At 59.7% G+C, this 14,460-nt stretch carries 13 protein-coding genes; 6 read left to right on the top strand and 7 right to left on the bottom strand.

Annotated features, from left to right (window positions below; all coding sequences use genetic code 11):
- Positions 1-139: 139 nt before the first annotated feature.
- Positions 140-1,036 carry a 4-hydroxy-tetrahydrodipicolinate synthase gene (gene dapA / locus H8B15_RS01845; RefSeq protein WP_187317947.1) on the bottom strand — a complete coding sequence of 299 codons (897 nt, stop codon included), beginning with the start codon at positions 1,034-1,036 and terminating at the stop codon, positions 140-142.
- A gap of 139 nt (positions 1,037-1,175) precedes the next feature.
- Here dapA and H8B15_RS01850 point away from each other — a divergent pair, with 139 nt between their 5' ends.
- The gene (locus tag H8B15_RS01850; protein ID WP_216859037.1) at positions 1,176-2,072 is read left to right on the top strand and encodes a polysaccharide deacetylase family protein; all 897 of its coding nucleotides are present in this window, start codon (positions 1,176-1,178) and stop codon (positions 2,070-2,072) included.
- Between the two features lie 121 nt (positions 2,073-2,193).
- Here the strand turns inward: H8B15_RS01850 and H8B15_RS01855 are convergent, their stop codons facing one another.
- From H8B15_RS01855 to H8B15_RS01875, 5 genes are all read right to left on the bottom strand, one after another.
- Positions 2,194-3,171, bottom strand: a complete 978-nt coding sequence (locus H8B15_RS01855; RefSeq protein ID WP_246455266.1) for an alpha/beta hydrolase — start codon at positions 3,169-3,171, stop codon at positions 2,194-2,196.
- Between the two features lie 43 nt (positions 3,172-3,214).
- Positions 3,215-3,589 carry a rhodanese-like domain-containing protein gene (locus H8B15_RS01860; RefSeq protein ID WP_187317949.1) on the bottom strand — a complete coding sequence of 125 codons (375 nt, stop codon included), beginning with the start codon at positions 3,587-3,589 and terminating at the stop codon, positions 3,215-3,217.
- Positions 3,590-3,860: 271 nt separating this feature from the next.
- On the bottom strand, positions 3,861-5,984 hold the full coding sequence (ligA, locus tag H8B15_RS01865; protein WP_187317950.1) for an NAD-dependent DNA ligase LigA: 2,124 nt from the start codon (positions 5,982-5,984) through the stop codon (positions 3,861-3,863).
- A gap of 118 nt (positions 5,985-6,102) precedes the next feature.
- A complete protein-coding gene (locus H8B15_RS01870) occupies positions 6,103-6,609 on the bottom strand; it encodes a DUF4920 domain-containing protein (protein ID WP_187317951.1) in 507 nt (168 codons plus the stop codon).
- A gap of 137 nt (positions 6,610-6,746) precedes the next feature.
- A complete protein-coding gene (locus tag H8B15_RS01875; protein WP_187317952.1) occupies positions 6,747-7,487 on the bottom strand; it encodes a TapB family protein in 741 nt (246 codons plus the stop codon).
- 183 nt (positions 7,488-7,670) lie between these two features.
- On the opposite strand from H8B15_RS01875, the gene H8B15_RS01880 reads away from it, so the two are divergent.
- The 5 genes from H8B15_RS01880 (at position 7,671) to H8B15_RS01900 (ending at position 12,526) form a co-directional block, all read left to right on the top strand.
- Positions 7,671-7,904 (top strand): hypothetical protein, encoded by a 234-nt coding sequence (locus H8B15_RS01880; protein ID WP_187317953.1) that lies wholly within the window; start codon positions 7,671-7,673, stop codon positions 7,902-7,904.
- On the top strand, positions 7,897-8,238 hold the full coding sequence (locus H8B15_RS01885) for a hypothetical protein (RefSeq protein WP_187317954.1): 342 nt from the start codon (positions 7,897-7,899) through the stop codon (positions 8,236-8,238). Before H8B15_RS01880 ends, H8B15_RS01885 begins: the two co-directional genes overlap by 8 nt.
- Positions 8,239-8,366: 128 nt before the next feature.
- Positions 8,367-9,014 (top strand): cytochrome c oxidase subunit 3, encoded by a 648-nt coding sequence (locus H8B15_RS01890; protein ID WP_187317955.1) that lies wholly within the window; start codon positions 8,367-8,369, stop codon positions 9,012-9,014.
- Positions 9,015-9,138: 124 nt separating this feature from the next.
- A complete protein-coding gene (locus tag H8B15_RS01895) occupies positions 9,139-9,558 on the top strand; it encodes a GNAT family N-acetyltransferase (RefSeq protein ID WP_187317956.1) in 420 nt (139 codons plus the stop codon).
- A gap of 160 nt (positions 9,559-9,718) precedes the next feature.
- Entirely contained in the window at positions 9,719-12,526 is a 2,808-nt protein-coding gene (locus H8B15_RS01900; RefSeq protein WP_187317957.1) for a M16 family metallopeptidase, read from the top strand.
- Between the two features lie 77 nt (positions 12,527-12,603).
- Here H8B15_RS01900 and H8B15_RS01905 read toward each other — a convergent pair whose 3' ends face one another.
- Positions 12,604-14,460 (bottom strand): T9SS type B sorting domain-containing protein, encoded by a 1,857-nt coding sequence (locus H8B15_RS01905; protein ID WP_187317958.1) that lies wholly within the window; start codon positions 14,458-14,460, stop codon positions 12,604-12,606.

Below are 14,460 nucleotides of genomic sequence, written 5' to 3' on the forward strand. Positions count from 1 at the left end.
TGTAGATAGACGAAAAACGATTGTCATCCTGAGCTTGCGAAGGACCTTATCACGCATGAACGACAGGCGTACCAACGACTCGTTCTCATGTGATAAGGTCCTTCGCAAGCTCAGGATGACAATCGTTTTCTGTCTCTACTTACCCTACCGTTACCCCTTGCAGCTTGTGCGTTAGTACCGTAATCTTTTCCTGCAAGCCTTTCGACGCCTCTACCAAGGGCAGCCGCACAGCGGCCGAGCATAAGCCCTGCGCCGCCAGGGCAGCTTTCACGCCCACGGGATTTCCCTCCTCATACATCAGCGGGTTGAGGGCTACGAACTCGTACAGTAGCTGGCTGGCCTGAGCGAAGTCGCCGGCCAGGGCATGGCGGGTCATGTCGGAAAACGTACGGGGGAAGGCATTGGCCAGCACCGAGATGATGCCTACAGCCCCGAAGCTGATGAGCGAAGTTGTCATCATGTCGTCGCCCGAAATCAGCAGAAAGTCGTTGGGCTTACCGGCGGCAATGGCAATGCACTGCTCCAGGTTGCCGCTGGCCTCCTTAATGCCCACGATGTTGGGGTGCTGGGCCAGGCGCAGGGTAGTAGCCGCCGTGATGTTGGAGCCCGTGCGGCCGGGCACGTTGTAGAGAATCAGGGGTAGGGGCGAGGCATCGGCCAGGTGCTGGTAATGCGCCTCAATACCGGTCTGCGACGGTTTGTTGTAGTAGGGCGAAGCCGACAAAACGGCCACTACGCCGGTGAGGTCGATGGTGCGCAGGGTGTGCGCCACAGCGGCGGTATTGTTTCCTCCCAATCCGAAAACCAGCGGCACGCGGCCAGCTACCTGTTCTTGCGCTACACGCAAAACTTCGGTACGCTCTTCCACTGTTAAGGTAGGCGACTCTGCCGTGGTGCCGTTAATCACCAGATAATCAGCGCCTCCATCTAGTGTAAAGTCAATTATACGACGCAGCGCGGCATAGTCCACGGCGTGGTCAGTGGTGGGCAAAAAAGGCGTGACGAGCGCAACGCCCGTACCACGGAGTTGGTTCATGAGTGGAAAATCAGTTGATTTGTAAGGAAGCTGCTCCGCCAAAAGTACAATGCATAAAAGCATTCAGTCAGCGTAGCCGTATCCATTAATTATTTTCAAAAATACCCATTTTTTGAGAGCCTGGTGCTCTTAAATATCCATGATTGTATTTCGTACCGCTTTGCTGGCCGCTGGGCTGGCTTCTATGCTGGCTCTACCCGCCTGCGATATCAAATCTGCCACCGCTTCTGAAGTTGATCCTCCCACTGTGACAGCCACCGATTCGGTTACTGTAACAGCGCCTGCTGCGGCCCCGGCTACCGCCGCGCCGGCCAGCATTCCGGCGGCCAGCGTAGCCAGCGCGGCGGTTATCTACGCCCGGCCGCAGGTGCCCATTCTGTGCTACCACCAGATCCGCGACTGGCGCCCGCGCGACTCCAAATCGGCCAAGGACTACATTGTGCCGGTAGACGCGTTCAAGAAGCAGATGCAGATGCTGGCCGATTCGGGCTACCACACCATCCTGCCCGACCAGCTCTACGCCTACCTGGCTACCGGCGCGGCCCTACCCCCCAAGCCAGTCATGCTCACCTTCGACGACACGGACCTGGACCAGTTCACCGTGGCCCGTCCCGAGCTGGACAAGCACGGCTTTAAGGCGGTGTATTTTGTGATGACTGTGAGCCTGGGCCGCCCCAAGTACATGAGCAAAGCGCAAGTGAAGCAGCTCGCCGATGAAGGCAACGTCATCGGCTCGCACACCTGGGACCACCACAACGTGAAGAAATACCAGGGCCAGGATTGGGTAACGCAAATCGAAAAGCCCACCAAAACGCTGGAGGAAATTACGGGCCAGAAGATTACCTACTTCGCCTACCCCTTCGGCTTGTGGAACCCTGAGGCCATTCCGGAGCTGAAAAAGCGCGGCTTCGTGGCGGCCTTCGCCTTGGCCGAAAAGCGCGACCAGCAGGACCCGTTGTTCACCATTCGCCGCATCATTGCCAGCGGCTACTGGAGCCCGCGCACATTGCATAACAGCATGGTGCGTAGTTTTTAAGAGGCTACATACAAGGCAAGCGTACATCAGTACGTCCTGCTGAGCTTGTCGAAGCATCTCGCGTGCTGATGTAGGATAGAAAACTATCAGGCGAGATGCTTCGACAAGCTCAGTATGATGTTCAATTGTTTGTTTTGCTACTTCCACCAAACACCCTATTCAAAAAGTCCACCGTGTAGTTCAGGGTAGGCTGAAACCACGGGTTGAACAGCGGAAACGGGTGCGGCGCATCGGGGAAGGTGTGCTGCTCGTGGTAGATATTGAGCTGACTGAGCTGCTGCATCATGTCGTCGCGGCCGGCGTGCATGCGGTCTACGGAACTGTTGAGGAACAGGGTAGGCGGCGTGTGTGGCCCTACGTAGGTGAGGGCCGACGCCTGCCGCCACAAATCAGGCCGCTCGGTTTTAGGGCTGCCAAACCAGTAGGTGGCGGCCGAAGTGCTTTTCCGGTCGTCGCCTTCGCCCGACTCAGGATGGATGAAGGCCAAAATGCCGTCTACGTCCACAATGGCCTGCACTTGGCTGGAATATCTGGTGTTGCAGGCCAGTGAGTCGAAGCGGGTTTCCTCATTGGTAGTGCCAAGTAGCGCCGCCAGTTGCCCGCCCGCCGAAAAGCCCCACGTAGCAATCTGCTTGGAGTTTATGCGATACGCCCGCGCATTAGCCCGCATCCACCGCACGGCGGCCTTCAGGTCCAGCACGGCCGCGGGGTAGGGTGCTTCGGTGCTCAGCCGGTACTCGGCCGTGACAGCTACAAAACCGCGGGCCGCCAGCTGCTGGGCCATCGGCACATGCTGGCTCCGGTCGCCGGAGCGCCACCCGCCCCCATGAATCAGGAGTACGGCTGGGTAGCCGCCCCGGCGGCGGGCTTTGGGGTAGAACACATCGAGCTGCAACGTCCGGCCGCCGGCCGTGCAGTACGGCACATTCATCCGGGCACGGATGGTAGCGGGCACCGCCGGCCTGGCCAGCGTAATGGTAGGGTCAGCTTTGCGGGCTTTAGCGAGGGCGCTGTAGACCGTGAAAGAGGTATCACGCGCCAGGGTAGGCGTTTGGGCCAGGCTGGGGTAGCAGCTTGCTATAACCAACAGCCCTGGCATCAGCACCCAGCCACAGCGTCTATAAAAAGAAAGCTGCATCCGGCTACTCCGTTGCTAAACCAGCCGTTTTCAAATCCTTGAAACCACCAGCGTTTTCCACCTTGGGGAAGCCTTTTTCGGTCATCAGCTTGGCCGTTTTGCCGCTGCGGTTGCCGGAGGCGCAGTAGAGCACATAGGTTTTGGACTTATCGAGCTGAGCAATCCGGTCGTCAAAATCAGACGATTTGAAGTCGATATTGCGGGCACCGGCGAGGTGGCCGTCGGCATACTCCTCGGGCGTGCGCACATCCAGCACCACCACATCGGGCTTTTGCAGCAGCGCGGCGGTTTCGGTGGGCGTTACGGAGCTGTTGGAGGAGCAGGAAAGCTGCGTGAAGGCGAGGGCGCCGGTCAGGATGAATAGGAGGAAGCGGGGCATAGTGGGTAGGGGAAAGATGCGTTTTTAGAAAGGTAAGGAACTGCGTAAAGACACAGCGTTTTGTGACTTGTTGTTGAATGGCCGGTGAGAAACCTGCTTAGGAAATCATTTCGACCCAATTTGAACGTCATGGTGATTGAACGTCATGCTGAGCTTGTCGAAGCATCTCGCTCGCTTCGTTGTATACTATCCAACGAAGCGAGCGAGATGCTTCGACAAGCTCAGCATGACGTTCAACGTCAACAACGACGAGACATAAAATAGTGTGTCTCTATGAAAACAACGACCCCTGGCCGCTCTGCGGTGGGGTAGACGCGGTAAGATTATCCAGAGCCGAGTCGGCAGCGGCTTCGGCCTCGGAGTCGGGGAGGGTAGTGGCAGCCGGCAGCATCGCCAGTAGGTCGGTTTCGGAGATGATGGGCACCTTCAGCTCGGTGGCCTTTTCGCGCTTGGCGGGGCCCATTTTGTCGCCGGCCACTAAGTAGCTCAGCTTCTTGCTGATGCTGCCCGTGACTTTGCCGCCGTGCTGCTGGATAAGCTGTTGCAGCTCCTCGCGGCTGTGCTGCTCAAACACACCTGATAGCACGAAGGTTTGTCCGGCCAGCCGGTCGCTCTGGGCTTTGGGCGCTTCGCCGGTGAGGGCCAGCTGCACGCCCGCGGTCCGCAGCCGCTCCACCATCTCGCGGTGTTGCGCCTCCTGAAACCACGCTGCCACCGATTCGGCAATGACGCCGCCTACCTCCGGCACGGCGGCCAGCTCCTCGGCCGTGGCCGCGCCCAGCGCCTCTACCGTGCGGTAGTGTGCGGCCAGCTTTTCGGCCACCGTTTCGCCCACGTAGCGGATGCCCAGGCCAAACAGCACCCGATCAAATGGCACCTGCTTGCTGGCCTCCAGGCCCGCTACCAGGCGCTGCACCGACTTCTCGCCCATGCGCTCTAGCTGAGCGAGTTCGTCGGCCTTGCTGGGTAAGTCATACAAGCTGGCTGCATCCGTCACCAATCCCAGGTCGAAGAAGCGGCCCACGGTTTCGGCGCCCAAGCCATCAATATCCAGGGCTTTGCGCGACACGAAGTGCTCCAGCTTGGCCTTGCGCTGGGGCGGGCAGCCCCGGTCGTTAGGGCAGCGGAAGTGGGCCTCACCCTCGGGCCGAATCAGCGGCTTACCGCAGGCCGGGCACTCGGTGGGGTAGATGATGGGCTGGCTGTCGGCGGGCCGGGCCGTGAGGTCGACGCTGGTAATCTTGGGGATGATTTCGCCGCCTTTCTCCACAAATACCATGTCGCCCAGGCGCAAATCAAGGGCGGCAATCTGGTTGGCGTTGTGCACCGAGGCGCGCTTCACGACAGTGCCGGCCAGCGGCACCGGGTCGAGTAGGGCCACGGGCGTAACGGCGCCGGTGCGGCCTACCTGGTACTGTATCTCGCGCAGGCGGGTGCGGCCGGCCTCAGCCGGGTATTTATACGCAATGGCCCAGCGCGGACTTTTGGCCGTGTAGCCCAGCAGCTCCTGCTGGCGCAGGTCGTCTATCTTCACCACAATGCCGTCGGTAGCCACAGGGAGGGTGAAGCGGTGCTTATCCCAGTGATGAATGAATTCCAGCACCTCGTCCAAGGAGTGGCACTTGCGCCACGTGTCCGACACGGGTAGGCCCCAAGCGCGCAGGGCTTCCAAGGCGGCGCTGTGGGTAGGAAAGTCGCGGCCCTGGCTGAGGTAGCTGTAGGCAAAGAAGCGCAGTCGCCGCGCCGCCACCAGCGCCGAATCCTGCAGCTTGAGGGCGCCGCTGGCCGCATTGCGCGGGTTAGCCAGCAAGGCTTCGCCGTTGGCTTCGCGCTCTTGGTTCAGCTCCGCAAAAACTGGCTGAGGCATAAAGATTTCACCGCGCACCTCAAATTCCTCGGGCTGGGCGGGGCCAGCGTTGCGCAGGTGCAGGGGTAGGTTTTTGATGGTGCGCACATTGCTGGTTACTACGTCGCCGCGGGTGCCGTCGCCGCGCGTGACGCCCTGCGTGAGCTGGCCGTTCTGATAGGTGAGGCTCATGGCCACGCCGTCGAACTTCAGCTCACACACGTAGGCGTACTCGGCGCCTTCCAGGCCGCGCTGCACCCGCTCGTCGAAGTCCCGCAAATCGGCCTCAGAATAGGTATTGCCCAGGCTGAGCATGGGGTAGCGGTGCAGGGCCGTGGGAAATTGCTTGGTGATGGTGCCGCCCACCCGCTGAGTAGGCGAGTTAGGTAGGGCTAGCTCGGGGTGGGCTTTTTCGAGAGCCGCCAACTCGGCCAGCATCTTGTCAAACTCCTGGTCGGGTACTTCCGACACGTCGTTCTGATAATACTGATAATTAAGATGGTGCAGGCGGGCTGTGAGGGCGGTTATCTGTTCCTGGATGCTTGGCATAGTAGTGAAAAGTGCGAAGTGGTGAGAGGGTGAGTTTGAAATTCTCGCCGCGCAGATACTGCAAGTTGCGTCGCAAAAACGGCAAACTCACCATTTCACAAGTTCACAATTTCACCATTTACTGCACCCGTACACCGTCGGCAATGAAGTTGTACTGCTCCACGGGCGCGGTGATGGCCGCAATTTCCTGCTTGGATTTGCCGGCGTCTTCGGCGTAGTGGCGCTGCTGGGCTACCGATACCGTTTCATGCACCACCACGCCCTCAATCACGGCCGTTTTGCCGCTGATGTCTTTGGGCACGAAGAAGGCGTGGTCCTTGAAGCGCACGCGCATCATCTGGCCGGGGGCGGGCTGCATGGTTAGCCAGCAGCCCTCAGCCTTGCACACATCAGCAATGGGGCCTACCAGCTTCACGCGGGCCGAGTCGCGGCCGGCCAGCACCGTTTGGAGCTGCTGCACGGGCACCGCCCCGGCGGGCGTCACGGGGGCACCGTAGGTCTGGGCCTGGGTGGTAGCCAGCAGGGCTGTGTGGGTGCCGGGCGCGGGCGTCAGCGGAGCTTTAGGGGCCTGAGCTGTGGCTAACGTGCAAGAAAGGCTAAAGGCAGCCAATAGGAAATAACGCATAGGAGTGGGGTAGGAAAAGGGAGGATGCTGCCACAACGGACCGGCCGCCGGGCGCGGCAAAAGCTGAGTATCAGATGATATGCTTGCAAAATAGCAAACATCCGACACACTGTTACCCACTTCATCGGGCGCCTACGCTAGCGTTTCGCCAGCTCCTTCACCTCGCGCAGCTTGTCCCGGTCGTAATACTCGGTGCGCACAACACCCACGGTAGGGGCATAATACGTGACTTCGCGCTCCACTTTGCGGATGGCCATATCGGCACGCGCCCGGGTAGTGAGGTCGCGCTCAGCTTCTACCTTATAGCACTGAAAAGTGCCGGCGGGTGTGGTCACGGCCTGGGGGCCACTTACCACCCGTCGATGTGTAAGCATGGCCTGCACCTTGGCAATGTCCACGGCCGAGCTGCTGACTTGCACCACTACGCCGCCGTCGGGCAGTTTGCTGCCCACAGTGGGGTTGTCGGGCCAAGCCAGGCGGGTAGGCTGGTAGGTGTAGATACGGTCCCGGAAGCGGCGCAGCGCATCGGGCGGCAGCTCGGCCATACCGTCGGTGAACGATGTGTCGCGGTGCGCAGCGTAGGTGAGGTCCTGCATACGTACCAGCCGGCTTTTGGCATCATAGATACCGCTTTTCAGCAGTGCGATAGTGGTGGTAAGCGTTTGTTTTTTGTTGGTTTCGGAGCCGAGCCGTACTACGCGTTGGGTGATATGGCCGGTTTTTTTGCCCTTCGCGTCTAGTAGGTTGTACACCAGCTCGGCATCATCGACGAGCTGAAACGGAGCGGGACCTTCGGGAAGAAGGCGGGTAGGAGAAAAGGCGCTGGTACCAAGCAGGAATGCCAACAGCGCAGCCGGACGCGTGAGAATGCAGGGCATAGAAGGAGGAAAAATACAATATGGGTAGGAGGCTATCTGTTTTGCTCCATACGCGGGGTAGGGGGGCATAAGTTGCGTCAGGGGCAACCCTACGGGGTGTTTTGCGTTTGCCGGGGCAGGGCCGTAGCTTGCGGGCAACGAGTTCTGCATCCGCTCATACCCACTTTTCTTACCAAAATCTATATGGCCGATTCTGCCACTCCTACCACCAATTGGGCCGATATGGCCGCTTCCGTACTGTCTAAGCTCTCGGGCGGCGTGGAGCTGTCCTGTGCTTTCGATCAGATAGAAGTGCAGGTGCCCAACCCACAAAGCCCCACCGGCACGCCCGCCACGTGGCGCATCAATGGCTCGTTGCGCATCCGCACGCGCGGCGAAAACCCTACCCCCGGCTCCACGCCCCAGTCCCTTGGCTAGCGGCCTCGAAGTAGACGCCCGGCTGACCGTTACGATTGAGGGCGACGAGCTGCAACTGGCGGCCTCCGGTACCTACCTCATCCTGAATGTGCCCAGCCAGCGCGTGCTCGATAAGCTCACCAGCGGCCCGCCCAAAGACCCCAACGCCCCGCCGCGCCCCCCCGGCCCCAAAGCCGACCCCTTGCAGCAGCTACACGAGCTGGCCAAACGCCTGGGCCTGGTACTGGAGCTGCGCGTAAACGGCAAAACCTACGTCACGTTTGGGCAGGGCAAGCGACCGAGTATCACCTTTCACGCCGTGCTGGGAAAAATCGGGTCATTTTTTCGGAGCTGAGCCGGTGAAAACAAGCGGTATTCCGTAGGGGTTTTGTTTATATTGGCAAAAGGCTCAATGAGTTTGCCACGGAACTAAAGGGTCCTAAAATAGCTTGCCCAACCGTATGCTGCTACGTCTGCTCTGTAATGAATTCTGATTTCGGTAAAGAACGCCAGGGACGAATCGGGGCCAATCGCCCTACCCCCTCCACTCGTCCCGCTCGGGTGCCCTTGTCGCTGCTGCTGCTCTACCTGGGGCTGGTGGGCAGCCTGGTTTTGTTTGTGGTGCTGATATCGGCCTACGCGCACACGCGCTACACGAGCGGGGTGCCGGCGGGGCTGCACCCGTTTCCGCGCTATTTTTCTATCAGCACGGTGGTGTTGCTGGCCAGCAGCTACACGCTCAGCCAGGCCCGGCGCCTCTACCGCGACGATGACGTAACCAACCTGGCGCGCTGCCTGGGGGCTACGTTGCTGCTGGGCCTTGCCTTTGCCGGCTTGCAGGCGCTGGGCTGGCACGAGCTGCAAGTACAGGGCGTCTTTTTCAGGGACAAGCCCAGCGGTACCTACGTCTACCTCATCTCCGCCATCCACGTGATGCACTTGCTGGGAGGCGTGCTTTTCCTGACACTACTGTTTCTGCGCGCCCAACACGCCTCCCGCGACAGTATTCGTACGCTGCTATTCATCCGCGACCCGTACCGCCGCTTGCAGCTCAAACTGATGAGCACGTACTGGCATTTTGTGGATGCGCTGTGGGTGTTGTTATTCTGTGCGTTTCTGTTCTTGTATTAGGCTGAAAGTATCTGTCTTCCTGAACAGCGCGAAGGACCTTAGATTAGCTGAACGACCACCGTAACAATGATGCGTTTATCTGATCTAAGGTCCTTCGCTTTCCATTAGTTACAACACGTTTTCTATGCCTCCACGCCTGCTACTAACTTCCGACCCGGACCTTGCCATTCGCCAGCAGCTTTTAGCAGGGTTGCAGGACTATAATCGGCAGCAAGTGCCCGGCGAGTCGCAGCTACTGGCTGTGCTGCTCCTCGATGAGCAAGACGCACCCATCGGTGGCTTGTGGGGGCGTACGTATTACGACTGGCTGTTTGTGGAACTGCTGTTTGTGCCGGAGCAGCTACGCGGCCAGGACTGGGGTGCGCGCCTGCTACAAGAGGCCGAGCAGGCCGCCCACCAGCGCGGCTGCCAGCACGCCCACCTCGATACGTTCGGATTTCAGGCCAAGGATTTCTACGTGAAACAAGGGTACACTGTGTTCGGGCAGCTCGACAACTATCCTACTGGCTTCACGCGCTACTTCCTACGCAAAGCGCTTTCTTAAAGTAGGTGCCGAGTGCCTAGCTTAATAGCGTAAAAGACGCTGTGCCGAAGCAAGAATTGTCTGTTTCAAATAGTATATAAATATTGTCATAGAGTACTTGTTTCTAGATAGATAGTGAGTATTATGCGGGGTATTTATCTACTCACTTAACCACTATTCTATGCGGTGTTTTGGCTCCTTTATCCGGCTGTGGCCTTTGGTGGCTGCGCTGCTACCAAGTGCGCTGCCGGCAGCAGCGCAGACCAAGCTTCCCGAAGGTCTCACTCGCGTGGCATCGGTGGAGGGCATCACGGAGTATCAGCTGAAAAATGGCCTGCGCGTGCTGCTGTTCCCTGACAACTCCAAGCCGACTACCACCGTGAACATCACCTACCTGGTAGGCTCGCGGCACGAGGGCTACGGCGAAACGGGCATGGCGCACCTCTTGGAGCACATGGCCTTCAAGGGCTCCGCCAAGCACAAAAACATTCCGCAGGAGCTAACCGAACACGGCGCCCGCCCCAACGGCACTACTTGGTACGACCGCACCAACTACTTCGAAACCTTCTCGACCACCGACGAAAACCTCAACTGGGCTCTCGACCTGGAAGCGGACCGCATGGTGAACAGCTTCATCGATGCCAAGGACCTGTCCACGGAGTTTTCGGTGGTGCGCAACGAGTTTGAGATGGGTGAAAACTCGCCGAGCCGGGTGCTGATGGAGCGCGTGCTGTCATCGGCCTACCTGTGGCACAACTACGGCAAGTCTACCATCGGCTCAAAGGAAGACATTGAACGCGTGCCGATTGACAACCTCAAAGCCTTTTACCAGAAGTACTACCAGCCCGACAATGCCGTGCTAGTGGTAGCCGGCAAAATGGACGAGGCCAAAACGCTGGCTTTGGTGGATAAGTATTTCAGCCCCATCCCGAAGCCCACCCGGCAACTGCCTCAAGCCTACACCACCGAGCCTACCCAGGATGGCGAGCGGTCTGTGACCCTGCGCCGCGTGGGCGATGCGCAGAGCGTGGCTGTAGCCTACCACACGCCCGCCGGCGCCCACCCCGACTACGCCACCCTGGACGTGCTGATGGACGTGCTGACCAACGAACCCTCGGGCCGCCTGTACAAAGCCCTCATCGACAGCAAGAAAGCGGCCTACACCTACGGCTGGACGCCCGCCCTGCACGACCCCGGCTTTGCCTTCTTCTACACTGAAGTGCGCAAAGAACAGTCCCTGGACTCGGCCCGCACCACCATGCTGCGCACCCTGGATAGGGCGTCTACCCAAGCGCCTACCCCCGAGGAGGTAGACCGCGCCAAAACCAAGCTACTCACGGGCATCGAGCTACTATTCAAGAACACCGACCGGGTAGGGCTGGACCTGAGCGAGTGGATTGCGGCCGGCGACTGGCGCCTGGTGTTCCTCTACCGCGACAACATCCGCAAGGTGAAGCCCGCCGACGTGCAGCGCGTGGCCAATGCCTACCTGAAACCCTCGAACCGCACCGTCGGCATATTCATCCCCGAGCAGAAACCCGACCGCTCCGACATTCCCGAAACGCCCAACGTGCTGGCGCTGGTGAAGGACTACAAAGGCGAGAAAGCCGTAGCCGCCGGCGAGGCCTTCGACGCCTCGCCGGCCAACATTGAGGCACGCACTAAGCGCGGCGAAGAAGGCAAAGGCACCAAGTACGCCGTGTTGCCCAAAAGCACTCGTGGCAACAGCGTAAACGTGCAACTCACCCTACGCTACGGCGACGAAAAGAGCTTGGCGAACAAGCCCGGCCTGGCCAGCCTCACGGCCTCCATGCTGGAGCGCGGCACCAAAACCCGGTCCTATCAGCAAATACGCGACGAGCTGGACAAGCTGAAAGCCCGCGCCTACGTGTACGGCGGCAGCCAGTCGGCCGGGGTGGTGGTGGAAGCGGCGAAGGAAAACCTGCCGGCTGTGATGAAGATTGTGACGGATTATCTGAAGAATCCGACGTTCCCCGAAGCGGAGTTCAACAAACTGAAGCAGGAGCGACTGGTGTCGCTGGAGTCGCAAAAGCAGGAGCCAGATGCTATTGCTTTTAATACCAGCCAGCGCCTGCTGAATCCCTACCCCAAGGGTCATCCGTTGTATGTGATGACCTTCGATGAAGAGATTGATGCGCTGAAAAAGACGACGGTGAACGATGTGCGCCAGTTTTATAAAGACTTTTACGGCGCCGATAACGCCACCGTGGCCGTGGTAGGCGCTACTGATGTAGCAGCCGTGCAGAAGCTGGTGAAAACCGACCTGGGCAAGTGGAAAGCCAACACGCCCTACACCCGCATTGCGCGCAACTACCACGATGTGCAGGCTGGCAAGCAGTCGGTACAGGCTAGCGACAAGGCCAATGCCGTGTACGTGGCCGGCTTCAACCTACCCATGCGCGACGACGACCCCGACTACCCGGCGCTGGTGTTGGGCAACTACCTGTTTGGGGGCGGCTTCCTGAACTCGCGCCTGGCTACGCGGGTGCGGCAGAAAGAGGGCATCAGCTACGGCATCGGCTCACAGGTGAGTGCCGACTCGCGCGACAAGCTGGCCTCCTATATGGTATACGCCATCTACAACCCCGAAAACAACGAGCGGCTGGAAAAAGCCATTCAGGAGGAGTTTGCCACGATGTCGAAAACCGGCTTTTCGGCCGACGAAATTAAAGCGGCCAAGAGTGGTTGGCTGCAAAGCCGCTCCGTATCGCGTGCTCAGGACGATGCCCTGGCTGGCCGCCTGAACTCCTACCTCGACCTGAACCGCACACTGGCCTGGGACGCCGACTTCGAGAAGAAAGTAGCCGCCCTCACGCCCGAGCAGGTGAATGCCGCCGTGAAGAAATACCTCGATTACAACAAGCTGGTGTTCGTGGAAGCCGGCGACTTCGAGAAGGCCAAGAAGACCCTGGCCGAGAAGAAAGCCAAAGAACCCGCCTACCGCTCGGCCCCGCCCGCCAAACCGTAGGGTAGGTGCCAGAAGTACAAACAAAAGGCCCCGGTCGTGCAGCACGACCGGGGCCTTTTGTTTGTGCAAAAGCCTCGCTACGGATAGGCTGGCGCCAGCGTCAGCATGCCTTTAAAGCGGCGCTTGTTGGTGTACTCAATCAGGTAGAAATACACGCCTGCGGGGCGGCCGCCGCCGTCCCAGCGGAAGTTGCGGTCAGCGGAGCTATACACTTCGTTGCCCCAGCGCGAGAAAATCTTGATGGTGGCAAAGCGGTTGTCGCAGAAGTCGGGCGGGAGGGTAGGCAGCGTAAACTCGTCGTTTTTGCCGTCGTGGTTGCCGGGGGTGATGATGTTGGGCGGTAGAAACGCCAGCGTATCGGGGTTTACTACTTCAAAGCGCACCACCTGCACCTGGGGCTGCGGGTAGCACGTGCTTTCCTGCACCCGAAAGGTGACCTCCATCTGTTGCAGGAGCGCTGCCGCGCAGGACGCCTCCCATCGGAACAGGCCCGTAGCCCGTCCGTTGCCATTCGTGGGCACAAAGCGCATACCTGCTGCGGCCATATCGAAACCAGTGCCGGCAGCCGTGAGCGTCAGCGGGTCGTTGTCGGCGTCGGTGGCTGTCAGGGTTGCTTCATACACGCTACCGGGCGCTACGCGTATCACCAGCGGCGTGCTGTTGTCTCGCATTAGGGTGGGTACTGAGGTAAGCACGGGCGCGTGGGTAGGTACGGGCTGGGCGATAATGGCCAGCTGCACGGTGTCGCGCTTGGGCAGGCTACAGCCGTTGTCGGCCACAATCACGTTCAGGTAGTACACCTGGCCTTTGGTATCGAAACAGGTAGGGAAGCACAGCTGCGAAGTAAGCGTGTCGGGCATACCCACGGCGCGCACCATACCTTGCAGAAGCGAGATGCTGGGTAGCGGCCCCGTGAAATTGACGGGCTGCAACGACAGCGACAGGGCCGATGCATTATCCGAGTCGGTGAAGCGCAGGCGTACGCAGGGGTTGCCACCCGGCACCAGCCGAATGGTGTCGCGGCCGGGGCGGTAGGTGGCGTTACCAAGCTGGGCCTGCGCCGTGATGGTCGGGTCGGCATTGGTGGGACACATAATCACCTTCAACTGAAAGTCGCGCCGCGTCTCGCCAATCTTCACTTTGTTGCGGTATTCTGAACATTTGATGCCAAACACAAACAGCCCCAACTGGGTAGGACGCACCTGTAGCCGCCCCGTGCGCCGGTTGATGGTGAGGGTAGGGGCACCCGGTATCTGACTTTGCTCGCTGCGGCCCGTGCCCCACCGAATGGTAGGATAGGGCGCCGCCGTGGCCGTAGCCGGCTTGGGTACGCGCGTAGAGGAGTAGCCGTTGAGGGGCGTGGCTAGCTCATACACCAGCGAATCGCCATCGGGGTCTTGGCCACCAAAATCGTAATAGAACAGCTCGCCCAGGCAAGCATAGTCGCTCAGGGGCGGGAAGATGCGCGGGGTAGAGTCGCGAAACGGCTGCCCGTTGCGCAGCACCGCCGGAAACTCCAGGTAAAACGTTTGACCCGACTCGCCCGGCCCCACAATGTTGCTGATACCGTTGTTGCGGCAGCACCGCTCCACGGCCACGTAATAGCCCTGGGCGCCGGTATACACGTTGGGTGTAAGCTGCACCACACTGCGGTACACCAGCTTGCGTGTGCTGAGCGAGGGCGACGTACAGGCCGGGTTGGTATAGGCCACATACGTATTCTCCACCAGCGGCAGCACCACATCTTGCATCGACTGGTTGGTGGCTTTATCGAAAATGCCGGCCGTTAGGTCGTTGTCCAGCGCGCCGGGGCTGCCGTTGATGGCGTCGAAATAGAGCGTGAGCGTCAATTGATAATTGTTGCCCGACACGTATTGCAGGTCCATCTCGCCCCCCACAATGTGCGTAGCCCGCGCCGAAAAGCTCAGCAGCAA

Source organism: Hymenobacter citatus (assembly GCF_014333615.1).
GTDB classification, from domain to species: domain Bacteria; phylum Bacteroidota; class Bacteroidia; order Cytophagales; family Hymenobacteraceae; genus Hymenobacter; species Hymenobacter citatus.